Source organism: Pseudomonas sp. SJZ131 (assembly GCF_007828705.1).
Taxonomy (GTDB): Bacteria; Pseudomonadota; Gammaproteobacteria; order Pseudomonadales; family Pseudomonadaceae; genus Aquipseudomonas; species Aquipseudomonas prosekii.
The window spans coordinates 1,479,660-1,503,355 of record NZ_VIVC01000001.1; the positions used below are offsets into that span (position 1 = coordinate 1,479,660).

Consider the following 23,696-nt stretch of genomic DNA (forward strand, 5'->3'; position numbering starts at 1 on the left):
TTTAAACAATTTGCGTCGCTATTGTTCGGCGTCGTGACCGAAGAATTTTGGATCAAGCACCAGATCGCGCAGCGGTTTCAGGCGTTGCTCGGCGAGATCGGCCTGGCGCACGCATTCATCGGCATCGCCGCTGGCCCCTGAGGTTCGCGCCAGACCGGCCATTTGCCGGAGCAACAGGATGCGTTCTTCGACCGCGCGCAAGGTGTCCCACAGCCCGGTATCGATGGCCGCGTTGACCTCGCAAATCAGTGATTTCATCGAGAAGGCGTGGCCGGTGTGGCAACGAAATCGCACGATCGGGCCTTCCTCGATCTGCACCAGCACACCGTGACAATCCGGGCAGGTGAACTGCGAAACCTTGCCCAGGCCCATCACCCCGGCCTCCAGACCGTTGCCCTTGAGGGAAATGATGTTCTCGATCAAATGCCGATCGCGCACGGCATGGCTTGGCAGGCCGGCAATCGGTTGGCCGACGGCGCTGGCGAGGGCATTGGCGAGCACTGCGACGCTGCCGACGAGGTCGATTTCGACGTGGGCGATGGCGCTTTCGGGCATTGAGCCGAGCATCGCTTCGGCCGGTTCCTGCACATACGTCAGGCCGCCGCGATCCTTGACTGCCCACAGGCCGGCAGTGCCGTCGTCGAGCGCGCCGGAGAGGATCACGCCGATCACGCGCGGCCCGTAATTCACCGCCGCCGAACGAAACAGCACGTCCACCGCCGGCCGGGCGCGGCACTCTTTCGGCCCACGGGTCAGGCGAATCCCGGCCTCGGTCAACATCAAATGCCGGTCGGCGATGGCCACGTACACGGTGCGCGCTTCGATCCGCTGGCCATCCTGCGCCGCGACCACGCGCATCGTCGTGACCCGGCCAAGAATGCTGTGCAGCACGCTCGGCTCGTGCGCCGGAATGTGCAGCACCACCAGATAGGCCACGGGCAAGTCGGCGGGCAGGTTTTCGAACAGCGCGATCAACGCCTGCACACCACCGGCCGAGGTGCCGATGACGACGATATTGCGCGCGTCGGTATCGAGTTCAGTAGTCAGCATCTTCGCCCTCCTGCAAATTCGTGCATCACACTTGGTCATCCGTTAACTCTAGCTCCAGCTGCTGAAGCGGCGCCCGGAAACGGCTGATTACAGCCGAAAGTATTGCTGCATCGCCTCAGCCAGCAGGTTGACTGCTTCGTAGTCGCGCGACGCCGCCGAGCGCATGAACACCACGTCGTGATCGGCGATCAGCGGCAAGCCGTCGAGGATCTGCATGTGCGCCGTGACCATCGCGCGGTCGATCAAACTGATCGCCAGTCCGGCCTCGACGCAGGCCTTGACTGCCTGGTTCGACGGACTTTCCAGCACCACCCGCGCCCGTCGCCCGTCGTGCTTGAGCGACTCGATCATCGCTTGCCGATACGGGCATTGCGCGGCGTGCACGGCCAGCGGCAACGGCTCCAGCGCGGCCAGATTGTTGTTGATCGGACCGACCCAGACGGGCGTGGTCGCGACCAGTAATTGCGTGTGTTCGTCGAGCTGGCCCTTGGGTTGCGCAATGACCGCGCAGTGCAATTTGTCGCGCTGCACCAGATCACGCAGCGCGTAGCTCGGTGCGGTTTTCAGTTCCAGCACCACGTTGGGCCACGCCGCGATGAAGGTCGGGAGGATGTCGCGGATCACGTGGCCGGCATATTCATCGGGCACGCCCAAAGTGATGCGCCCGGCCAGATGGCTGCCGTGCAGGTCAGCAAGCACGCGGTCGTGGGTGCTGAGCAACGCCGTGGTGGATTGCAGCAGACGCTTGCCCAGCGCGGTCAGCGACACCGATTGATTGTCACGATTGAGCAAGCGCCCCCCCGCCACCGCCTCCAGGCGCTGAATGTGCACGCTCACCGCCGCCGGACTTTTGTGCAATTGCTCGGCCGCCGCGCTGAACTTGCCAATGCGCGCCACGGCGTGAAAGGTGCGCAGCAGGTCGATATCGAGGATGGCTGTCATGGTTCACTCTTTGTGAAGAACTGCTGCACTATATTTTGATTTATTAGATTAGCCAGCTTTCGTAGCCTGTGGCAATGAACCAGCCCCTACCGATTGTCTGCAAAACAAAATCCGCGACTGACTGGCGTCAGGCGATCCCCCTGCCCCTGCTCGAAGCGGCGTTGATCCTGACGTGGAGCTCGGGATTTGTCGGCGCGCGCTTCTCGATTGATTACGCGCCGGCGCTGTTGGTGGTGTTCTGGCGCTGCGTGGTGGTCACGCTGATCCTGTTGCCCTTCGTCGCCCGACAGCTGCGCCGAACCTCACCGGTTACATTGCTGAAAAACGCCGGTATCGGCTTGCTGGCGATGAGCGGTTATCTGTACGGCGTGATTCAAGGGATTGCGCTGGGTGTACCGGCCGGCCTCGCCGCGTTGTTCGCTGATTTGCTGCCGATGGGCATGGCGCTGCTCGCCGCGCTGGTGCTGCGCCAACGTCTGGTGTGGCAAGTCTGGGCGGGATTGTTCGTCGGTCTGCTCGGCGTGGTGCTGGTCACGCATGGCGCGCTGGCGTGGGGCGAGGCGCCGTTGTGGGCGTATGGCTTGCCGCTGCTGGGCATGTTGTCGCTGGCGGTGGCGACGCTGTGGCAGAAGCATTTGCCGGTCGCGGCATCGATGGGTCTGCTGCCCAACCTGTGGCTGCAATGTTGTGTGTCGAGCGTTGCGTTCGGCGTCATCGAGGGTTGGCACGGCAGCCTCGCGCCGATCCCCAGCAGCGGCTTTGCCTTGAGCGTTTTGTGGACCGTCGGGCTGTCGACCATTGGCGGTTACGGGCTCTATTGGATCTGCCTGCGCCGCGCCAGCGCCACCCGCGTCGCGAGCATTTTGTACCTGAGCCCGCCCGTCACCATGCTCTGGGCCTGGGCGATGTTCGATGAACCGCTGTCGTGGCAAATGGCGCTGGGCATGGCGGTTTCTGCGGTCGGGATCTGGCTGGTGGTGCGCTCGGAGAATCAGCAAAAACCCTGAGAGAACATCAAACAAATCCACTAAGCTGCGCTGACTTTCTGTTCGACTTGCTGTTCAACGTCAGCCTTACGGGCCAGGGCAATCATGATCAAACACACCGCGCGCTACGTATTTGCCCTGTCGGCATTGGCAGCAATGAGCGCACCCGCACACGCCTCGACATGGCAGATTTGCAGCCTGAAGGTGCTGATCACCGAAGTGGTCAAACAGCCTTACCCACAACTGCAAGCACGGGTGGTGAAAGTCAGTTCGAAACAAGCGACAGCGGACTGCCCTGAAGCAAATGCAAACCTGACCTTCACCCCGGAAACCAAAGACTATCAATCGACCCTGCCGCGCCGCCATTGGCCGAAAAAAGGCCAATCCGTGCAGATCGACTACCGTTATCTGGACGGTATCTGCAAGGGCGACGGCAACAGCTATCCGTGCCGTATCAGGCACTATCCATTGGTCGGTCGTTAGCCGGTGAACGCCGTCAAACCGTCGGTTGCACCGCCGCTGGTTGCCGACCTTTGAACGCCAGCGAAAAACACAGAAAAATCACCAGCGCAAAACCTGCCGGGAACAGCCAGATGCTTTTCCAGTCGTGGCTGCTGGCCGCAGCGTAATGGTCGGTGACCTGCCCGGCGACCCAGAAACCGATCAACATGCCCAAGCCGTAAGTCGCCAGAGTAATCAAGCCTTGCGCCGAACTTCTGAAGCGTTCCGGCGCTTTCGCGTCGGTGTAGATCTGCCCGGAAACAAAGAAAAAGTCGTAGCAGATGCCGTGCAGCGCGATGCCGGTGAACAGCATGAACGCCAGGTCGCCGTTGTTGCCGTAGGCGAACAGCACATAGCGCAACGCCCACGCGAACATGCCCACCAACAGCGCGATCTTGATTCCGAAACGGTGGATGAACAGCGGCAGCAACAGCATGAACAGCACTTCGGAGACCTGCCCGATGGCCATTTTTGCCGTGGGGTTGGTCACGCCGATTTCGGCGAGAAACGGGTTGGCATTCTGGTAATAAAACGCCAGCGGAATGCAGATCAGAATCGAGGCAATGAAGAACACCAGGTAGCTGCGATCCTTCAACAACCCCAAGGCATCCAGACCGAGCATTTGCTTGAGACCGCCGCCCGCCTCAGCCTTCAGCGGCGCGGTGCGCGGCAGCGTGAAGCTGTAGAGCCCGAGCAGCAGTGAGGCTATCGCCGCCATCAAAAAGGTGTTGCGCAAGCCGCCGCTGGAAATCGCCGCTTGCGAATCCCAGGCGAACACAAAACTGATGACCACGCCCGCGACAATCCAGCCGATCGTGCCCCAGACGCGGATGCGCGAGAACTCCAGCGCCGGGTCGCTCATCTGCCGGAACGCCACCGAGTTGACCAAGGCCAACGTCGGCATGTAGATCATCATGTAGGCCAGCACGTACGGGTAAAACGTGGCGAAATCCGCCGCGCGATAGAGCTGATACAGCAACACGGCGCCGATCAGGTGCAGCACCGCGAGAATGCGCTCGGCGTTGAAGAACCGGTCGGCGATCAACCCAATCACAAACGGCGCGATGATCGCCCCCCACGACTGCGTCGAAAACGCCATGCCGATCTGCCCGCCACTGGCGCCAAGATTGCTGGCGAGGAACGTGCCGAGGGTGACAAACCAGCCACCCCAGATGAAAAACTGCAGGAACATCATTGCGCTCAGTCGCGCGGTCATCGTCGTCATTCCAGTCACCTTTTTTATTTTTGTTTTTCTGCAGATAAGAAGCTTTTTTCAGGCAGTTTTCAGGCGTCGGGCAACCCCAGCAAACGGCGGTTGGACGCGTCATCGGCCGAGACACTGGCGAAATCGTCAAAGGCCTTCTGCGTTTTGCTGATCATGTGCCGCTGAATGAACGCGGCACCTTCGGCCGCGCCCTGTGCCGAATCCTTGAGGCAACACTCCCACTCCAGCACTGCCCAGCCGCTGAAATCGTATTGGGTGAGTTTGCTGAAAATCGATTTGAAATCGATCTGGCCATCGCCCAGCGAACGGAACCGGCCCGGCCGCTCGACCCAACCCTGATAACCGCCGTAGACCCCGGAGCGCGCGTCAGGGCGGAACTCGGCGTCCTTGACGTGGAACATGCGAATCCGCTCGTGGTAACGGTCGATGAAGCCCAGATAGTCCATTTGCTGCAGCAGCAAATGGCTCGGGTCATAGAGGATCGCCGCGCGCGGATGATGATTGACCGCGTCGAGAAAACGCTCGAACGACGCGCCGTCGTGCAGGTCTTCGCCAGGGTGAATTTCGTAGCAAAGATCCACGCCGGCCTCGGCAAAACAGTCGAGGATCGGCAACCAGCGCTTGGCCAGTTCGGCAAAACCCTGCTCGACCAAACCGCTCGGCCGTTGCGGCCATGGGTAGATGTACGGCCACAGCAGCGCCCCGGAAAACGTCGCGTGTGCGGTCAACCCCAAGCGTTGACTGGCACGCGCGGCAAGCTTCAGTTGCTCGACCGCCCACTCGGTGCGCGCCTGCGGTTGACCGCGCAGATGCGCCGGGGCGAAGTCGTCGAACAGCGTGTCGAACGCCGGGTGCACGGCGACCAACTGGCCTTGCAAGTGGGTCGACAGCTCACTGATTTCGACGCCTGCCTGCGCGCAAATCGCCTTCAGCTCATCGCAGTAATCCTGACTGTCTGCCGCGCGCGCCAGGTCGATGAATTGCGTGCCCAAGGTCGGCAGTTGAATCGCTTTGTAGCCTTGCGACGCGGCCCACTGGGCGATGTTCGCCAAGCTGTCGAACGGCGCCTCGGCGGACATGAATTGCGCGAGGAAAATCCCCGGGCCGCGCAGGCCGGTCGGGGTTTTGGCGATGTCGTTCACGGCAGGATTCTCCAGAGTCATGGGGTGCAGACCAGCTCGGTCCACTTGGCGTCGCCGCGATGGTTGGCGATCACCGTTTCGATGAACGCCATGCCGCGCAGGCCGACTTCGATGCCCGGCACGCCGGGCGCATCGTGGCCGCTGGTTTGCCCTTGGGCGTGGCCACGGATCGCATTCGCGAGGTCGCCGTAAAGGTTGGCCATGGCTTCGAGATAGCCTTCGGGGTGGCCGGCCGGCAGGCGCATGCGCTGGGTCGCAGCGGCGCATAACCACGGCTGGCCGACGCCGGAACGCAACACGCGCATGGGTTGATCGAGGGCGCGATGGATCAGGCTGGCGGGCTCTTCCTGACGCCATTCGAGGCCACCCTTGTCGCCGTAGAGGCGAATCTTCAGCGGGTTTTCCTCACCGGCGCAGACTTGGCTGGCGATCAACACGCCGCTGGCGCCGTCGGCCATTTTGAACAGCATGGAGGCGTCGTCATCCAGTTGCCGACCGGCGATGTGCACGCCCAACATCGCGCACAACTGCTGGATCGGTTGGTCGGCGACAAATTCGGCGAGGGAAAACGCGTGCGTGCCGATGTCGCCAATGCAGCCGCCCAATCCCGACAATTCAGGGTTGTCGCGCCATTCGGCTTGCTTGTTGCCCTGCCCGGCCACATCGGCGCTGAGCCAGCCTTGCGGGTATTCGACGATCACCTTGCGCAGCGCGCCGATCACGCCGCTGCGGACCATCTCGCGCGCCTCCCAGACCATCGGGTAACCGAGGTACGTGTGGGCCAGCCCATACAGGCGATTGCTGCGCAGCACCACGTCTTTCAACGCAAGCAGCTCGGCCAGATTCAGCGCCGCCGGTTTTTCGCTGAACACGTGAAAACCGGCGCTCAACGCTTGGCTGGCAACGGGGGCGTGCAGGTGGTTGGGCGTGACGATGACCACCAGTTGCATGCGCTGTGCTTCGGGCAGCGTGCGCTCGGTGGCGAGCATGTGCTGCCAGTCGCTGTAGCAGCGCGATGCCGGCAAACCGAGCGCCGCGCCGGTGTCCTGGGTGTTTTGCGGGTTGCGGCTGAAGGCTCCGCACACCAGCTCGAAACGGCCATCGAGCCCGGCCGCCTGACGGTGCGCCTGGGCGATGAAAGCGCCCTCGCCGCCGCCGACAAAACCCATTCGTATTTTTGCTGCTGGCAGGTTCATCGCGTTAGTTCTCTTTTGCGGCGCTCGGTTGAAAGCGACTGGTAACTGGCTATGATGTAACCGGTTACATCGTGGCGGAAATTTAGGCTGAGTTCGCCAAGGTGTCAAACCCCCGGGGCTAAAAAACCCGCACATTTCAGCGCAACGCCGACCTGCGGTAAGCTCGCCGGCCGCGCTGTTCGAAATCGAGGTGAGCTTGTCCAATATCCGTGAAGTAGCCCGACTGGCCGGGGTTTCGGTGGCCACGGTGTCGCGAACCCTGAAATCGCCCGAGCGCGTGCTGCCCGACACGCGGGACAAGGTCAACGCCGCCGTGGCGAAGGCCGGCTACCGACCGAACTTGATGGCAGTGCAATTTCGTTCACGGCGCACCGGCAACCTGGTGATTCTGGTGCCGGCGATTGCCAACGTGTTCTTCGCCCGGGTCATCAGCGGCGCGCAACAAGCGGCGCAAGCGGCGGGCTATCGGTTGCTGCTGTGCGACACCCAGGGCCGTGAAGAAATAGAACGTGAATTCGCCGCGCTGGTGTACGCGCACCAGGCCGACGGCGTGATCCAGTTGCGCGCCTACGACCCATTCGAAGCGTCCGCGCCCGACGCCGAACTGCCGCCGATCGTCAACGCCTGCGAAGTGATTCAGGACGGCCGCCACCCGACCATCAGCCTCGACAACCGCGCCGCCGCGAAAGCCATGACCGAACACCTGATCAGCCTCGGACACCGGCGCATCGGCCTGATCAAAGGCCCGAAAAGCAGCCCGCTGACCCGCGAGCGCGTCGCCGGTTACCAGGATGCATTGCGCGACGCCGGACTCGCGTGCGACCCCGAACTGATCTGCCACGGCGACTTCAGTTTGCAGGCCGGCGACGACGGCGCGGCGGCGATGTTGCGATTGCCCGAGCGCCCTACCGCGCTGTTCTGCGAAAACGATGAAATGGCCATCGGCGCGCTGAAGCAGATCAAACAACAAGGCTTGCGCGTGCCCGAAGACGTTTCACTGGTCGGCTTCGACGACATCCCATTCGCCGCTTACTGCGACCCGCCGCTGACCACCATCACCCAACCCGCCGAAGTCTTCGGCGAGAAAGCCGTGGAAATGCTGATCGCGCTGATCGAGAAAACCCCGATTGCGCAGCGGCACGTGGTATTGCCGTTCGAGGTGACGTTGCGCGCGAGTACGGCGCGGGCGCGTTAGTCTCTGGTTGCTCAGAGCATATGCCCGGCCCAGATGTTGCGGCTGACCAGGTCGGCGGCGATCTCGATGAACGCCTCGCCGACAAACTTCGCTGCCGGGCTGACCCGGCGGTCGGCGGGAAATACCTGGACCAGTTTGCGCATCGGGATCGGATCGACCAGCGGCGCCGCCGATAACACCCCGGATTCAATGTGCGCGTAGATCGATGCCAGCGGCAGCGCAGTGAGGCCAAAACCGCTGCGGACCAGATCGATCATCGCGCCGAAAGAATCCGCCTCGACGCTGGTCTTGAGTTTGATCCCGACTTCGCGCGCGCAATCATCGAGGATCACCCGCAAACTGTGGCGCGCGCTCGGCAGCACCAACGCTTGCTCCGCCAGCGATGCGAAGGACACCGGCGTATCGATGCGCAAATGAGCGCTGGCGGGGCCCACCAGCAGCAGGTTTTCCATCATCACCGGCAAAATTCGCAATGTGTGCAGCGGCTGTGGATCGTAGGAAATCGCCAACTCAAGTTCGCCGCGCTGCACCCAGTCCAGCAAGTAACCGCTGAACGCCGAGGAAAAGCGGATGGCGAGGTCGGGGTGTGCTTGCTTGATTTTGCGCACCAGTGGCACGGTGACAATTTGCGCCACGGTCGGCGTGGTGCCGATCACCACCGAGCCGCGAAAGGATGATTTCCCGCCCACCACCGAACTGCGGATCGACTCCATTTCTTCCATGATGCGCGTGGCATGCGCCAGTACTTCGCGCCCGGCATCGGTAATTTCCATGCCTCGGCCATGGCGGTCGAACAAGTAGGTGCCGAGCTCTTTTTCGAGCAACCTGATCTGCCGACTGAGCGCCGGTTGTGCGATGTGCAATCGGTCGGAAGCCTTGCTGAGGCTGCCGAGTTCGGCCACGTGAATCAGGGTTTTCAGTTGGACGACATCCATTCCCAAACCAGTCGAAATAATGCTCGGCGCGACATGCGGCGAAAGGTTCGGTGAGTGTAAACGCATTTGTCCGGCCAGGCGTCTCGCTCCCATCAGGCTTTGCTTGCACGTCGCAGCGCCAGACGCATGCCGGCTGCGGCGGTGCGCCGAGCTATAAAATTTCGCTATATCAGTTAGGCCCGGCACCCGGCTTATACCCTCGGCCACTGTGCGGTAGTTTGCTTGCAACGTCGGCGCTTAGCGTGACCGACTCACTACAAGAATAAGATACGAGGGCTTTCGCCATGTTTTGCAACGTCTCTCCCGACCTGGAGCGTGCGCGTCACGCCCGCCGCACACTGTCGGCCTTCAGCGCTCATCCCCCCGCTACGTCTGCCCCGAATGACCCGATCATCGACGGGTTTGCCTGCCTGCGTTAATTCATTCAACCCGTCGAGCCAGCAACGTCGCGGCGCCCAAGTGCGCTGCTCGTATCGCCTCGCCTTGAAAAAAGGGTGAACAACCATGCCTAACTCCCTCACTAAATCCAGCGATTTTGCGGGCAACAGCTCAACGCCAAAAAGCCCCAATCGGGTCAAAGCGATCATGGGTGCCTGCTCGGGCAACCTGGTCGAGTGGTACGACTTTTTCATCTACGCCTACACCGCGATTTACTTCGCCGCTTCGTTCTTCCCCAAGGGCGACACCACCAGCCAACTGCTGGCGACGGCCGGGGTATTTGCCGTCGGCTTCTTCATGCGGCCGCTGGGCGGGTGGATTTTTGGCTGGATCGCCGACACCCGTGGCCGCAAGATTTCGATGATTATTTCAGTGTTCATGATGTGCGCCGGTTCGCTGCTGATCGCTGTCATGCCGACCTACGAAAGCATCGGCGTCGCGGCACCGGTGATGCTGGTGATTGCGCGCCTGATCCAGGGCTTGTCGGTGGGCGCCGAATACGGCACCGGCGCCACCTACATCAGTGAGATCGCAACGCCCGGCCGGCGCTGCTTTTATGGCTCGTTCCAATACTTCACGATCATTGCCGGGCAGTTGCTGGCGCTGATGACCGTGGTCATTCTTCAGCAAACGCTGACCGGCGAAGAGCTGCGCGAGTGGGGCTGGCGGATTCCGTTTTTCATCGGTGCGCTGAGTTCGATCGTGGTGGTGTATCTGCGCCGCGCCATGCATGAAACCGCCAGCAAAAGTGAAATGAAGCGCAAGGACGCCGGTTCGTTGCGCGGCATGTTCAAGCACAAGCGCGCGGTGGCGCTGGTGGTCGCCTTCACCATTGGCGGCTCGCTGTACTTCTATACATTCACCACTTACATGCAGAAGTTTCTGGTGATCTCGGCCGGGTTCAGCCCGGAAACCGTGAGTTTCATCATGACCGCAGCATTGGTTGGCTTCATGTTTTGCCAACCGCTGTTCGGCTTGCTCGCTGACCGCATCGGCATCAAGTTGCACATGCTGATGTTCTCCGGATTCGCCATGGTGCTGGTGATCCCGCTGCTGTATTCGCTGCAATCGGTGAGCAACCCGTTCACTGCGTTTTTGCTGGTGTTCGGCGGTCTGGCCATCGCGTCGCTGTACACGCCGATTGCCGGGATCGTCAAAGCCGAACTGTTCCCGCCCGCCGTGCGCGCCCTCGGCGTCGGTTTCCCGTATGCGGTGGGCAACGCGGCGTTCGGCGGCACGGCGGAATACGTGGCGCTGTCACTGCGCTCACAGGGGATCGAGGAGTATTTTTTCTTCTACGTGGCGGCGATTGTGAGCATCACGTTTATTGCCTCGATGCTCATGCCGAACCTCTCGAAGTACGGCTATATCAGCGGCTCGGGCGAAATCGAAGAGCGCACCGGGTTGAAGGGTTGCGCCAGGCAAAACGCCGCACGCGCCTGATCGCAGCGCTACAGAACCTTCAGGCCCATGAACACTCATGGGCCTTTTTTTTGCTCGGTCAATCGAGAGCGCAACTCGCATGAAAATCGGCAATCTGCGCCCACATCGCCATCGGGTTGGAGTACATCGGGAAATGCCCGCACGCTGCAATTTGCGCCAGCCGCACGCCGTGTGCCTGAATATGCGGCAGGTACGACAGCGAGGCATTCTGCTCGCCGTACTTGAACATCCGTGGGCACTGCAAACCGAGGAATTTGCCCATCAGGTCGGCGTTATCCGACAGCTCGACCATCGACTGGAAAATCCCCCGCACCGCTCCCGCACGTACCTTGCGGCGCAAGCTCGCTGCATACAACGCGCTGGCAAACGCCGGCGCGTGGCGAGCGCGCTCGATAAACCCGGTGAAAAACGCCTCGGGATCGTCGCTCGGATAATCGACAATCTGCCGGCTGAGGAAGCAATCCTCCGGGGCAATATTGCCCTCGATGTCGACGAAGCTGATCACCCGTTGCGGGCAACGGTGGGCCAGCATCAACGCGGTCAAACCGCCCATCGAGTGACCAACAAGGTGAAAGCGCTCGATCTTGAAATGCGCCAGAACCTGCAGCGCCGTCTCAACCAGCATTTCGATGGATAGGCTCGACAGGTCGCTGCACTGACTGTCGCCGCACCCCGGCGCGTCGTACGCAAGAAACGCATGACCGGCAAATGACTGATGCAAAACGAGGTCGGCGTAATCCTCCTTGGTTGAGCCAAAACCATGCAGGAATACAATCGGCGTCCGCTCTCCTTCGCGGTGAAGTGTGGCGATGTTCACCTGGACATTGCCGACCGTCAGCGGCAGTGAGGTATGAGCGAAGGATTGCGATGAAGACACGTTAAAAATCTCCTTGAGCATAAACAACGCCGTGAACTCGGAGTTGCCGGCAGCCGGGCAATTTCAGACGATTCGGGCCAGATGTAAATGACCGATCAACGAAGGTTCTGATACGCCAAACCTATCAACCGAGGTTTGCCATGGCTGCTCAGGACTTGTCGGCGAACCGCGCGATCACCGCGTCGACAACCGGGTGGGGACGATCGGCGTTCCACGCCACTGCCGTGGTCACCACATTGAGTTTTTGGCTGAGCGCACGAAACACCACGTTGTCCGGGGCCATTTTTTTCAGCGACGCCGGCACCAGCGCGATGCCCTGACCATAACTGACAAAGGCGATTTGCGAGGCTACCGAGCGCACTTCATGCAGCACGCGCGGGGAAAAACCGCTGGCGCGGCACGTCGCGATCAAATTGTCGAAATACACCGGGCTGACTTTGCGCGAAAACATCACCCACGGCTCGTTGGCCAGGCTGGGCAAGCTGATGCGCGTGCGTGCGGCCAACGGATGATCGCCGGGCAACGCCACCACCAAGCGGTCTTCCACCAGCGGCAGCGATTTCAGCGAGTCGCCCAAATCCCCGTCGAGGCGCGCGAACGCCAAGTCGATGTCGCCGGTCTCGAGCGCCGGAACCGCCTCGACGCTGTCGATTTCGCGCACCGACACGGTCAGGTGCGGGTAATCGACTTTCAATTGTTCGATCAGCCCCGGCAACACATCGAACATGGCCGTGGAGATCGCGCCGATGGTCAACATCCCCGACTGACCCGCCACCGCTTCTTCCACGGCCAGTTCCAGGCGTTCCAGTTGCTCGGCGAATTTGCGCACGGCGGGCAGGATCGCCGCGCCCACCGGGGTCAGTTTGGCGCCACGCCGCGAACGTTCGAACAGCTTGACCTTGAGCGCGTGCTCGAGAATCTGGATCTGCTCGCTCAGTGGCGGTTGCGACATGCCGAGACGCTTGGCCGCGCGGCCGAAATTCTGCTCTTCGGCCACCGCGAGGAACAGCCATAAATGCCGGATCAGACGGAAGTTGATCATGATTTATCCATAGGTTGAACGTATCTGAAGCTTCTGCGATTCGTAATATACCTATCAAACCGGGTTGTCGACACTGAGCGCCTCAGCCATTACCGGGGCTTTCAGATGACTCACCCTCACACCGCTAACCCGCCCAATAATCGTCCAACAGTTCTGGAGCGTCTGGCCGCGCTGGACACCAACACCGTGTCCGACGCGCTGGACTTCCTCGGTCTGCCGGGCGCCACGGTCGGCCTGCGTCCGTTGTGGAACTGCCCAAAAATTGTCGGGCGCGCCAGCACGGTGTTGCTCGCCGCCAAATCCGACAACGTGCCCAGCGTGCACTTGATCACGCCGGTGGTTGAACAGATTGCCAGCGATGAGCGAATTCTGGTGATTGCCGGCGGCATCGAGGGTATTTCCTGCTGGGGCGACATTCTGGCCAATGCCGCCGCAGGCAAGCAGGTGCGCGGTACGGTGATCGATGGTTTCAGCCGTGACATCGACGGCAGCGCGGCGATTGGCTACCCGGTGTTCGGCCGTGGCGTGACCATGATCAGCGCGCGCAATCGCGTGGTGCAAATCGACGCCGCCGTCCCTATCACCGTGGCCGGAGTCACCGTCAGCGAAGACGACTACGTCATTGCCGACAACTGCGGCGCGGTGTTCATCGCCCGAGCCTTTATCGAAAAAGTCCTCGACCTCGGCGAGCGCATTGCCCGCCGCCAAGACGCAATGGTCGCTGCGGTGCGCAGCGGCCGCTCGGTGGCCGAGGTGATGCACGACAGCCAATTTGAGGCGATCAATCAGGAGCCTGCCGAATGACCCTCGAAGACCAAAACATCGTTGCCCTGTTCGAGGGTCTCGACACGCCCGGCGTTTCCGACGCCTTGGACAAACTCGGGCTGCCCGGCCAATGCCTGGGCATCGCGCCGCTGGATAACTACCGCGCGGTGGTGGTCGGCCCGGCGTTCACCGTGCAATACGTTTCGGCCAGCGTGCCGCCCGGTACTGTTGGCGACTTCATCGAAGACGTGCGACCTGGCGATGTGGTGCTGATCGACAACGGCGGCCGTACCGATTGCACGGTGTGGGGCGACATCATGACCGAATACGCCGGTAACCGAAAAATTGCCGCTACGGTCATTGACGGCGTGTGCCGCGACGTCAGCAAAGCGTTGGGCGACGGCTATCCCCTGTTCAGCAAAGGACGTTTCATGCGCACCGGTAAAGACCGGGTCCAGGTGCAGTCGGTCAATCAGCCGATTTCCATCGGCACGACGCGGGTCTGTGCGCGTGACATCGTGATTGCCGACGCCAACGGCGTGGTGATCGTGCCACGCGCGCGCGCCGAAGAAGTGGCGGCGTGCGCCCGGCAAATCGAAGCGGTCGAAGCCGACATCCGGCAACTGATCCGCCAGGGCAAAACCCTCAAAGAGGCCCGCGCATTGCTGGGCTACCACAGCTTGCAGAGGAAAAACTGATGACTTCGCTTCCCGTGCCGTTGAATTTCCCAGAACGGGCCAAAGCCCTCGGCAGCTCCACACTGTATGAAGCCTCGCACCTGCCCTGCGCGGTCGATAGCTCGATTCGCCCGGTGTGGGACGGCGCTTTTATCGGCGCGCCGGCTTACCCGCTGCAGTGTTCGCCGGGCGATAACCTGGCGTTACATCTGGCCCTGGAGCGCGTGCCGCGCGGCAGTGTGCTGGTGGTCGGCACCGGCAATTTCATCGCCGGTTACTGGGGCGAAGTGCTGACGGTCGCGGCCGAAGCGGCGGGCGTAGTGGGCCTGGTGATTGATGGCGGCGTGCGCGATATCGCTGCACTAAAGAAACGTCGGTTTCCGGTGTTTGCGCGTGGGGTCTCGGTGCGCGGCACGCTCAAAAGCAGCGTGCCTTCGGTCGGCCAGCCGTTCAATTTCAACGGCGTCGACGTCGCGCCCGGCGATTGGGTGGTGGCGGACGATGACGGGGTGATCATCATTCCACTGGCAGACGCGGCCCGCACCCTCGCTGAAGGCGAGGCCCGCGCCAGCAAGGAAGCGCAGATGATGCAGGCGCTGACGGAGGGTCGCTCGACTCTGGAACTGATGAATCTGACCGAATGGAGAAGCCGCGCATGAGCGCCAATATTCAGCGACTCAACCAGCGTCTGGCGCGCGCCCAGCCTTCAGCGACTTACCAGATCATCGACCGTGTGGCGCAACGGCGGGCACAAGGCGCGAGCATTATCTCGCTGTGCGCCGGCGAACCCGACTTCGATACCCCGCAGCACATCCGCGAAGCTGCGATTCAGGCGATCGAGAACGGTCACACGCGTTACACCCAGGTGGCCGGCGTGCGTTCATTACGCGAGGCGGTCGCGGCCAAGTTTCGTAATGAGAACGGCCTCGACGTGACATGGCAAGACACGCTGATTTGCAATGGCGGCAAGCAGGTGATTCATAACGCCCTGGCCGCCACCCTGAACGAGGGTGATCAGGTCATCGTCCCGGCGCCCTATTGGGTCAGTTACCCGGAGATGGTCGAGCTGTGCGGTGCCGAGGTGAAAATCGTCACGTGCGACGCCAGCAGTGGTTTCAAACTGACCCCGGCGGCGCTCGCCGCAGCGATCACCGCGCATACCCGCTGGCTGATTCTCAATTCGCCATCCAACCCGACCGGCGCGGTATACAGCCGCGAAGAACTACAGGCGTTGGCGCAGGTATTGCTGGCCCATCCGCACGTACTGATCCTGGCGGATGACATTTATGAGCACTTGATCTTCGACGCTGAGGCGTTTTTCACCCTGGCCCAGGTCGAGCCTCGATTGGCGCCGCGCGTCTTGACCATGAACGGTGTGTCCAAAGCCTATGCTATGACTGGCTGGCGCATAGGTTTTGCCACCGGCCCGCGCTGGTTGCTCGAGGCGATGGAGAAACTTCAAGGACAACAGACATCGGGCGCATGCGCGATCTCACAACAGGCTGCGCTCGCCGCACTGGCCGGGCCCAAGGACTTCCTGCACACCAGCCGCACCGCGTTCCAGTCGCGGCGCGATTTGATGGTGGCGTTGCTCAACGCCACACCGGGGTTAAGCTGCGTCAGCCCGACCGGGGCGTTTTATGTTTTTGCCTCATGCGCGGGTTTGATCGGTCGTACTTCCGCCGGCGGGCGGGCGCTGCACAGCGACGAAGACGTCGCCCTCGCGCTGCTCGACGAAGCCGACGTCGCTGTGGTGCACGGCAGCGCCTTCGGCCTCGGCCCGTACCTGAGAATCGCCTACGCCCTCGATGACGAGTCGTTGCGCAAGGCCTGCGAGGCGATTCGCCAGTTCTGCAACGCGCTGCGCTGACGCCGTGCACACCTGACGACCAAGACTGCTGCGCAGCCCAACACAGGATTGGGCAGGCTCAACCGACTGGAATCACCCGGCTGCGGCCGGGTTTTTTTCACTGACAATCGCTGATAACTGCACCAGCGATAATCCGTGGCTATCGCCGCCGTGCCCTATCCCGCGCTTTCGCCGACGAGCGATACAAATTGGGCATATCTCAAAGACAAAAACGGTAGTCGTCGTTCCTCGCCAACCCTCCCAGAATGAGTGAAAACACAAAAGCAGCACTGCTTGGGAGATGGGCATGTCAACAGAAGCTGAACAAACCGCAGGGCAGGGCTGGCAAGAGGACGTGTTTCGCGTGCTCAAGGCCCACGACGTCAAACACGTGGTGTTCGTCCCGGATGCCGGCCACTCGGCGGCGATCCGCATGTCGTACGCCGACCCGGACATCAAGGCTGTCGTCCTCACCACCGAAGAAGAAGGCATCGGCTATCTGGCCGGCGCATGGCTGGGCGGCGAACGCGGCGCACTGCTGATGCAATCGAGCGGCGTCGGCAACTGCATCAACACCTTGGCGCTGCAAGTGTGCGCGGGTTTCCCGCTGCTGATGGTGATCACCATGCGCGGCGACTGGGCCGAATTCAACGCCTGGCAAAACCCGATGGGCCAGGCCACCGAAGCATCGCTGAAGCTGATGAACGTCATGACCTGGCGCGCCGACGTGCCACAAGACGTCGCTCCGCTGCTGCATGGCGCCGCAACCATGGCGTTCAACGGTGATTCGTCCACTGCCCTGCTGCTCGGTCAGCGCCTGATTGGAGAAAAGAAATGGGTCAAGTAAGCGCAAACCACACGCTGGACCGCCGCGACGTGGTCAAGGCCTTGCTCGCCGATCGCAAAGACGTGCTGGTGGTGACCGGGCTCGGTTCCGCGTCCTATGACGTGATGGCTGCCGGCGACCATGACCTCAATTATTACCTCTGGGCCGCCATGGGCAGCGCGATCACCGTCGGCCTCGGCCTCGCCAATGCGCAACCGGATAAGTCGGTGGTGGTGGTCACCGGTGACGGCGAACTGCTGATGGGCTTCGGCGCGCTGGCAACCGTTGCGTTGCAGAAACCGTCCAACCTGACCATCGCTGTGCTCGACAACGGTCACTTCGGTGAAACCGGGATGCAGGTCAGCCATGCCGGGTTCGGGATTTCTCTGGATCAAGTCGCCAAAACCTGCGGTTTCAGTTGGACTGACGAAATCCGCGACATGCAAGGCGTCCACGAACTGCGTGAGCGCTTTGGCAGCCGCGACGGCGTCAAGCTTGCGACGATCAAAATCAAAGCTGAAAACCCGCCTCGTGTGCTGCCACCGCGCGATGGTCACTACATCAAGAATCGCTTTCGCGCGGCCCTCGGTTTCAACCCGCTCTGATCGCTTTTTGCCCGGAATCGCTCACGCACGGCCGACGCCAGGCGTGACGCGTTGAGGAGAATAATAATGACTGACCGCAACTGTGAAGAACTCAATGCCATCCGCGATGGCGTGCGCGCCCTCTGTGCTGAATTCGATGCCGCCTACTGGCGCAAGGTCGATGAAGAAAAAGGTTTCCCGGAAACCTTCGTCAAAGCCCTGACCGACGCCGGTTGGCTGGCAGCGATGATTCCGCTGGAGTACGGCGGCTCGGGCCTGGGGCTGGCGGAAGCGTCGGTGATCCTTGAAGAAGTGAACCGTTGCGGCGGCAATTCCGGCACCGTTCACGGCCAGATGTACAACATGTTCACCTTGCTGCGCCACGGCAGCGACGCGCAGAAAAGCTATTACCTGCCCAAACTTGCCAGCGGTGAACTGCGTCTGCAATCGATGGGTGTCACCGAGCCCACCACTGGCACCGACACCACGAAAATCAAAACCACCGCGATCAAGCACGGCGACAAATACGTGATCAACGGGCAGAAAGTCTGGATCTCGCGGGTCCAGCATTCCGACCTGATGATTCTGCTGGCGCGGACCACGCCGCTGGCGGAGGTAAAGAAAAAGTCCGAAGGCATGTCGATCTTCCTCGTCGATCTGCGTGAAGCCATCGGCAACGGCATGACCGTGCAACCGATTGCCAACATGGTCAACCACGAAACCAACGAGCTGTTCTTCGACAACCTGCAAATCCCCGCTGACAGCTTGATTGGCGAAGAAGGCAAAGGCTTCCGCTACATCCTCGACGGCCTGAATGCCGAACGCACACTGATTGCCGCCGAGTGCATTGGCGATGGTCGCTGGTTTATCGAGAAGGCCAGCGCCTACGCCCGCGACCGCGTGGTGTTCGGCCGGCCGATCGGGCAAAACCAGGGCGTGCAATTCCCTATCGCTGAAGCACACATCGAGATCGAAGCCGCTGATTTGATGCGCTGGCGTGCCTGCGAGGAATACGACAGCGGCATCAATGCCGGCGCCAGCGCGAACATGGCCAAATACCTTGCGGCGAAAGCCTCATGGGAAGCGGCGAACGCCTGTTTGCAGACCCACGGCGGCTTCGGGTTTGCCTGCGAATACGACGTCGAGCGCAAGTTTCGAGAGACCCGGCTGTACCAGGTCGCGCCTATCTCTACCAACTTGATCTTGTCGTACGTGGCTGAACATTTGCTCGAGCTGCCGCGCTCTTTCTAATAACAAGAGAGATACCTCATGAGCCAGCCCCAAGGCCTCCGCCCGCTCGATGGCTTGACCGTGGTCAGCCTCGAGCATGCCATTGCAGCGCCCTTTTGCACCCGCCAATTGGCCGACCTCGGCGCCCGCGTAATCAAGGTCGAACGCCCCGCCAGCGGCGACTTCGCGCGCGGCTACGACCAGCGCGTCAATGGCTTGGCCTCGCACTTCGTCTGGACCAATCGCTCGAAAGAAAGCCTGACGCTCGATCTGAAACAGGACTGCGCCAGCGAGGTGCTCGACAGCTTGCTGGCCACGGCCGATGTGCTGGTGCAAAACCTCGCGCCCGGCGCCGCGGCGCGCATGGGGTTGTCGTTTGAGGCGTTGCACCAGCGTTTTCCGCGGCTGATTGTCTGTGACATTTCCGGCTATGGCGCCGGTGGTCCTTATGAAAAGAAAAAGGCTTACGACCTGTTGATTCAGAGCGAGGGCGGTTTTCTTTCGGTGACCGGCGGCCCCGGCGAGGACCAGATGGCCAAGGCCGGTTGTTCGATTGCCGACATCGCCGCCGGCATGTACGCCTACACCGGGATTCTTTCAGCGCTGCTGCTGCGCGAGCGCACTGGCGAAGGTAGCCACCTCGATGTGTCGATGCTCGAAAGCCTGGTCGAGTGGATGAACTATCCGCTGTATTACGCCTACGCCGGTGCACCGCCGCCACCGCGAGCCGGCGCTGCGCACGCGACGATTTATCCCTATGGGCCCTTCCCCATCGGCGACGGCACCACGGTGATGCTCGGTTTGCAGAACGAACGCGAGTGGCAGCTGTTTTGCGCCAAGGTCCTGCTGATGCCGGAACTGGCGACGGATCCGCGTTTTTCGGCAAATTTCAAACGCGTGGAAAACCGCGACGCGCTGCGCGCACTGATTGTTGAATCGTTTTCTACGCTGAATTTCGATGCGGTCATCGACCGCCTGGAGCATGCGCAAATTGCCAATGCGCGGGTCAATGACATGCAAGGCGTCTGGGATCATCCGCAACTGCGTGCACGGGACCGTTGGCGCGACGTCGAGACCTCTGCCGGCAGCGTTCCGAGCCTGCTTCCGCCCGCCAGCAACAGCGCTTTCGAACCGCGCATGGATGCCGTGCCAGGCCTCGGCGAGCACACCGAGCAGGTACTCAAAGAGTTGGGGCTGGGCAGCGAGCGCATTGCGCAGATGCGCGCGGCCGGGGCGATTTAGCGGCAAATTCACACCCGCCGCGTGCCCGTCATGATTAACGTTTTATTCAGAGAACACTGCCCAATGAAAGTTCTTGTAGCGGTCAAACGCGTGGTTGATTACAACGTCAAGGTTCGCGTCAAAGCCGACCAGTCTGGCGTCGACCTCGCCAACGTGAAGATGTCGATGAACCCGTTCTGCGAAATCGCCGTGGAGCAAGCGGTACGCTTGAAAGAGTCCGGGATCGCCACTGAAATCGTCGTCGTCTCCATCGGCCCGTCCACTGCTCAAGAGCAACTGCGCACCGCGCTGGCTCTGGGTGCCGACCGCGCCATCCTCGTCTAATCCGCTGAAGATCTGACTTCCCTGGCCGTTGCCAAACTGTTGAAAGCCGTTGTCGACAAGGAACAGCCACAGCTGGTGATCCTTGGCAAACAAGCGATCGACAGCGATAACAACCAGACTGGCCAGATGCTCGCTGCATTGAGCGGCTACGGCCAAGGCACCTTCGCTTCGAAAGTCGAAGTGTCGGGCGATAGCGTTGCCGTAACTCGCGAAATCGACGGCGGCGCGCAGACAGTTTCCCTGAAACTGCCGGCCATCGTCACCACCGACCTGCGTTTGAACGAGCCGCGTTATGCGTCCCTGCCAAACATCATGAAAGCCAAGAAGAAGCCTCTTGAAGTGCTGACTCCAGACGCTTTGGGCGTTTCCACCGCCTCCACCAACAAGACCGTCAAAGTCGAAGCGCCTGCTGCACGCAGCGCGGGTATCAAGGTCAAGTCGGTGGCTGAACTGGTCGAGAAACTGAAAAACGAAGCGAAGGTGCTTTGAATTAAGGAGCCGAATCATGACTATCTTGGTAATCGCCGACTATTCAATGAACCAGCATGACAACAAAGTGCTGGCCCCGGCCACGCTGAACACCGTCGCTGCTGCCGTCAAAATCGGTGGTGACATCCACGTTCTGGTCGCCGGTCAAGGCGCTGGCGCCGTGGCTGAAGCCGCTGCGAAAATCGCTGGCGTGAGCAAAGTCCTGAACGCTGACAACGCCGCTTACGCGCATCAGCTGCCGGAAAACGTTGCGCCACTGGTAGCTGAGCTGGCTTCGGGCTACAGCCACATCCTGGCTGCCGCGACTTCCAACGGCAAAAACATCCTGCCGCGCGTTGCCGCTCAGCTGGACGTTGACCAGATCTCCGAGATCATCTCGGTCGAAAGCGCTGACACCTTCAAGCGCCCGATCTACGCCGGTAACGCCATTGCTACCGTGCAATCGAACGCTGCGATCAAAGTGATCACCGTGCGCGCCACCGGTTTCGACCCGGTTGCCGCTGAAGGTGGTTCGGCGGCTGTTGAAGCCGTTGGCGCTGCTCACGATGCTGCGATCTCGAGCTTCGTTGGCGAAGAACTGGCCAAGTCCGATCGTCCGGAACTGACCGCTGCCAAAATCGTCGTTTCCGGCGGTCGCGGCATGCAGAACGGTGACAACTTCAAACACCTGTACGCGCTGGCCGACAAGCTGGGCGCTGCTGTTGGCGCTTCGCGCGCCGCAGTCGACGCAGGTTTTGTACCCAACGATATGCAGGTGGGCCAGACCGGCAAAATCGTTGCGCCACAGCTGTACATCGCGGTCGGTATCTCCGGCGCGATCCAGCACTTGGCCGGCATGAAAGACTCCAAAGTGATCGTTGCGATCAACAAGGACGAAGAAGCGCCGATCTTCCAGGTGGCCGATTACGGCCTGGTCGCTGACCTGTTCGAAGCAATCCCCGAGCTGTCCGCCCTCGCCTGATGACAGGAGCAATAACCATGAGCACTAGCGATTTTTCTGCGTGGATTGGTCGGCGTCAGGAATGCCATGACCGGATCAGTTTTACCTTGGTCAAACGCATCGCCGCGACGCTGGGCGAACCCGCCCCAAAAGCCGGCGAAGCGCTGCCGCCGCTGTGGCATTGGGCGTTTTTTCAGGATCCGGTAGCCGCCGACGCACTCGGCCCGGATGGGCATCCGGCACTCGGCGGATTTCTGCCACCGGCGCACAAGCGCAATCGCATGTGGGCAGGCAGCCGCCTCGAGTTTTACCAGCCGTTGCGCGTCGAGGCCGAAGTGACTTGCATTTCGACCATTCTCAACGTCGAAGAGAAACAGGGGCGCAGCGGTTCCTTGCTGTTTGTCACTGTGCGCCACGAATATTTCCAGGACGGGCAACGCGTTCTGCAAGACGAACAAGACATCGTCTACCGCGAACCGACTCCGCCGAAACTCAGCGGCACCGAGGCGTTGCCGCAGGGGCAATGGCAGGAACACGTCGAGCCCTCCCCGACCTTGCTGTTTCGTTATTCCGCCGTAACCTTCAATGGCCATCGCATTCACTACGACTGGCCTTACGTCACGCAAACCGAAGGTTATCCGGGACTGGTCGTGCACGGACCATTGATTGCCACGCTGAACTTGCGCGCTTTCAGCAACGCGCATCCACATATGCGGGTCAAGCGCTTCAGTTTCCGAGGCCTCAGACCGCTGATTGCACCGCAGCCTTTCGAGGTTGGCGGGCGCCTTGTCGACACCGGTAAAGCTCAACTCTGGGCAGGCAATCAGGACGGCACTGCGCAGCTCGGCGAAGTCGAATTCGAGGACCTCACACCATGATCACTGCTATGAAGACTGCCATGAACAATGTCCTGAACCCAGGCATTGTGCGCTCTGCGCTGTTCGTGCCGGCGACTCGTCCGGAGCGCATCCCCAAAGCAATTGCCAGCGGCGCGGACCGGGTCATTGTCGACCTCGAAGATGCCGTGCAGGAAAGCCTCAAGGAACAGGCGCGCGACAACCTCGAAGGCTTCTTGAGTGAACACCCGACGGCAAGGATGCTGGTGCGGGTGAACGCCCCCGAGCATCCGGCGCATGCAGCGGATCTGGCGCTATGCGCCCGACATGCCGGGGTCATCGGCATTCTGCTGCCCAAAGCCGAATCCGCCGCCCACGTGCACACCGCGCGCACCACTGGCAAGCCAATCTGGCCAATCATCGAGAGTGCAAAGGGCTTGGCCGACATCCGCGCGATTGCCGAGGCGCGTGGCGTCGAGCGGCTGTCGTTCGGCAGCCTCGATTTGGGCCTGGACCTCAATCTGAGCATGGGCAGCCGCGCGGCAGACGAATTTCTCAGCCACGCCCGCTATGCAGTGTTGCTCGCCACGCGCGTCGCCGGCCTCGCCCCGGCGCTCGACGGCGTTTTCCCCGCCATCGATGACACAGTCGGGCTGCACAGCGCCGTACAATTTGCGCGCGACATGGGTTTTGGCGGCGCATTGTGCATCCATCCCGGCCAAGTTGCCGTCATCCACCAGGCACTCAAGCCGAGCCTCGAAGAATTGCAGTGGGCGCAACGCATCATGGACGCGGCAAGCAGTGGCGAAGGCGTATTTGTGCTTGACGGACAAATGGTCGATGCCCCGGTCATCGGGCGGGCGCAGGCGATTCTCGCACGAGCGATTTGAGCTGATGCGCTGACGCGGCGCAGAAAATTTGAATCCCCTGAAAAACCCAGGGTCACCTATAAGGAGAGCAAG

The 23,696-nt window shown here is 61.3% G+C and carries 23 protein-coding genes and 1 pseudogene; 16 read left to right on the top strand and 8 right to left on the bottom strand.

The window, feature by feature from the left end; translation table 11 throughout:
• Positions 1 to 18 precede the first annotated feature (18 nt).
• Positions 19 to 1,050, bottom strand: a complete 1,032-nt coding sequence (locus FBY12_RS06490; RefSeq protein WP_145252132.1) for a chemotaxis protein CheB — start codon at positions 1,048 to 1,050, stop codon at positions 19 to 21.
• An 87-nt stretch (positions 1,051 to 1,137) separates the two neighbouring features.
• Complete coding sequence (locus FBY12_RS06495) at positions 1,138 to 1,992, bottom strand: LysR family transcriptional regulator (protein ID WP_145252133.1); 855 nt, start codon at positions 1,990 to 1,992, stop codon at positions 1,138 to 1,140.
• Between the two features lie 74 nt (positions 1,993 to 2,066).
• Here FBY12_RS06495 and FBY12_RS06500 point away from each other — a divergent pair, with 74 nt between their 5' ends.
• Together FBY12_RS06500 and FBY12_RS06505 are read left to right on the top strand one after the other, a co-directional pair.
• On the top strand, positions 2,067 to 2,999 hold the full coding sequence (locus FBY12_RS06500) for a DMT family transporter (RefSeq protein ID WP_145252135.1): 933 nt from the start codon (positions 2,067 to 2,069) through the stop codon (positions 2,997 to 2,999).
• An 84-nt stretch (positions 3,000 to 3,083) separates the two neighbouring features.
• Entirely contained in the window at positions 3,084 to 3,461 is a 378-nt protein-coding gene (locus FBY12_RS06505) for a hypothetical protein (protein ID WP_145252137.1), read from the top strand.
• A 13-nt stretch (positions 3,462 to 3,474) separates the two neighbouring features.
• Here the strand turns inward: FBY12_RS06505 and FBY12_RS06510 are convergent, their stop codons facing one another.
• From FBY12_RS06510 to FBY12_RS06520, 3 genes are read right to left on the bottom strand one after another with little or no spacing between them, the layout of a single operon-like run.
• Positions 3,475 to 4,704: a nucleoside permease gene (locus FBY12_RS06510; RefSeq protein ID WP_145252139.1), complete on the bottom strand. Its 1,230-nt coding sequence runs from the start codon at positions 4,702 to 4,704 to the stop codon at positions 3,475 to 3,477.
• Between the two features lie 59 nt (positions 4,705 to 4,763).
• Positions 4,764 to 5,867 carry a sugar phosphate isomerase/epimerase gene (locus FBY12_RS06515; protein WP_145252141.1) on the bottom strand — a complete coding sequence of 368 codons (1,104 nt, stop codon included), beginning with the start codon at positions 5,865 to 5,867 and terminating at the stop codon, positions 4,764 to 4,766.
• Positions 5,864 to 7,042, bottom strand: coding sequence for a Gfo/Idh/MocA family protein (locus tag FBY12_RS06520; protein ID WP_145252143.1), 1,179 nt, complete (start codon positions 7,040 to 7,042; stop codon positions 5,864 to 5,866). The genes FBY12_RS06515 and FBY12_RS06520 overlap by 4 nt, the downstream gene beginning before the upstream one ends.
• Positions 7,043 to 7,238: 196 nt before the next feature.
• Between FBY12_RS06520 and FBY12_RS06525 the strand changes: the two genes are divergently transcribed.
• A complete protein-coding gene (locus FBY12_RS06525) occupies positions 7,239 to 8,237 on the top strand; it encodes a LacI family DNA-binding transcriptional regulator (RefSeq protein WP_145252145.1) in 999 nt (332 codons plus the stop codon).
• An 11-nt stretch (positions 8,238 to 8,248) separates the two neighbouring features.
• On the opposite strand, the gene FBY12_RS06530 is transcribed toward FBY12_RS06525, so the two are convergent.
• Positions 8,249 to 9,172 (bottom strand): LysR substrate-binding domain-containing protein, encoded by a 924-nt coding sequence (locus tag FBY12_RS06530; protein WP_121732010.1) that lies wholly within the window; start codon positions 9,170 to 9,172, stop codon positions 8,249 to 8,251.
• A 585-nt stretch (positions 9,173 to 9,757) separates the two neighbouring features.
• Here FBY12_RS06530 and FBY12_RS06535 point away from each other — a divergent pair.
• The gene (locus FBY12_RS06535) at positions 9,758 to 11,053 is read left to right on the top strand and encodes an MFS family transporter (protein ID WP_256663284.1); all 1,296 of its coding nucleotides are present in this window, start codon (positions 9,758 to 9,760) and stop codon (positions 11,051 to 11,053) included.
• Positions 11,054 to 11,111: 58 nt separating this feature from the next.
• Here the strand turns inward: FBY12_RS06535 and FBY12_RS06540 are convergent, their stop codons facing one another.
• A complete protein-coding gene (locus FBY12_RS06540) occupies positions 11,112 to 11,930 on the bottom strand; it encodes an alpha/beta fold hydrolase (RefSeq protein WP_256663269.1) in 819 nt (272 codons plus the stop codon).
• Positions 11,931 to 12,078: 148 nt separating this feature from the next.
• On the bottom strand, positions 12,079 to 12,972 hold the full coding sequence (locus tag FBY12_RS06545) for a LysR family transcriptional regulator (protein WP_145252149.1): 894 nt from the start codon (positions 12,970 to 12,972) through the stop codon (positions 12,079 to 12,081).
• A 105-nt stretch (positions 12,973 to 13,077) separates the two neighbouring features.
• Here FBY12_RS06545 and FBY12_RS06550 point away from each other — a divergent pair, with 105 nt between their 5' ends.
• The 12 genes and pseudogenes from FBY12_RS06550 to FBY12_RS06605 all read left to right on the top strand — a co-directional run bounded on the left by FBY12_RS06550 (position 13,078) and on the right by FBY12_RS06605 (position 23,624).
• Positions 13,078 to 13,776 (top strand): RraA family protein, encoded by a 699-nt coding sequence (locus tag FBY12_RS06550; RefSeq protein WP_145252151.1) that lies wholly within the window; start codon positions 13,078 to 13,080, stop codon positions 13,774 to 13,776.
• Entirely contained in the window at positions 13,773 to 14,435 is a 663-nt protein-coding gene (locus tag FBY12_RS06555) for an RraA family protein (protein ID WP_145252153.1), read from the top strand. Before FBY12_RS06550 ends, FBY12_RS06555 begins: the two co-directional genes overlap by 4 nt.
• Positions 14,435 to 15,073: an RraA family protein gene (locus FBY12_RS06560; protein ID WP_145252155.1), complete on the top strand. Its 639-nt coding sequence runs from the start codon at positions 14,435 to 14,437 to the stop codon at positions 15,071 to 15,073. Before FBY12_RS06555 ends, FBY12_RS06560 begins: the two co-directional genes overlap by 1 nt.
• A complete protein-coding gene (locus tag FBY12_RS06565; RefSeq protein WP_145252157.1) occupies positions 15,070 to 16,284 on the top strand; it encodes a pyridoxal phosphate-dependent aminotransferase in 1,215 nt (404 codons plus the stop codon). Before FBY12_RS06560 ends, FBY12_RS06565 begins: the two co-directional genes overlap by 4 nt.
• A 286-nt stretch (positions 16,285 to 16,570) precedes the next feature.
• Positions 16,571 to 17,110: a thiamine pyrophosphate-binding protein gene (locus FBY12_RS06570; protein WP_145252159.1), complete on the top strand. Its 540-nt coding sequence runs from the start codon at positions 16,571 to 16,573 to the stop codon at positions 17,108 to 17,110.
• Positions 17,098 to 17,694 carry a thiamine pyrophosphate-dependent enzyme gene (locus FBY12_RS06575; protein ID WP_145252161.1) on the top strand — a complete coding sequence of 199 codons (597 nt, stop codon included), beginning with the start codon at positions 17,098 to 17,100 and terminating at the stop codon, positions 17,692 to 17,694. The genes FBY12_RS06570 and FBY12_RS06575 overlap by 13 nt, the downstream gene beginning before the upstream one ends.
• A 66-nt stretch (positions 17,695 to 17,760) precedes the next feature.
• Positions 17,761 to 18,924 (top strand): acyl-CoA dehydrogenase family protein, encoded by a 1,164-nt coding sequence (locus FBY12_RS06580; protein ID WP_121732019.1) that lies wholly within the window; start codon positions 17,761 to 17,763, stop codon positions 18,922 to 18,924.
• A gap of 18 nt (positions 18,925 to 18,942) precedes the next feature.
• A complete protein-coding gene (locus tag FBY12_RS06585) occupies positions 18,943 to 20,145 on the top strand; it encodes a CaiB/BaiF CoA-transferase family protein (RefSeq protein WP_145252163.1) in 1,203 nt (400 codons plus the stop codon).
• Between the two features lie 63 nt (positions 20,146 to 20,208).
• Positions 20,209 to 20,958, top strand: a pseudogene (locus FBY12_RS06590) (electron transfer flavoprotein subunit beta/FixA family protein).
• Between the two features lie 16 nt (positions 20,959 to 20,974).
• On the top strand, positions 20,975 to 21,919 hold the full coding sequence (locus FBY12_RS06595; protein WP_145252165.1) for an electron transfer flavoprotein subunit alpha/FixB family protein: 945 nt from the start codon (positions 20,975 to 20,977) through the stop codon (positions 21,917 to 21,919).
• A gap of 17 nt (positions 21,920 to 21,936) precedes the next feature.
• On the top strand, positions 21,937 to 22,776 hold the full coding sequence (locus FBY12_RS06600; protein ID WP_145252167.1) for a MaoC family dehydratase N-terminal domain-containing protein: 840 nt from the start codon (positions 21,937 to 21,939) through the stop codon (positions 22,774 to 22,776).
• 32 nt (positions 22,777 to 22,808) lie between these two features.
• Positions 22,809 to 23,624 carry a CoA ester lyase gene (locus FBY12_RS06605; protein WP_145252346.1) on the top strand — a complete coding sequence of 272 codons (816 nt, stop codon included), beginning with the start codon at positions 22,809 to 22,811 and terminating at the stop codon, positions 23,622 to 23,624.
• Positions 23,625 to 23,696: the final 72 nt, after the last annotated feature.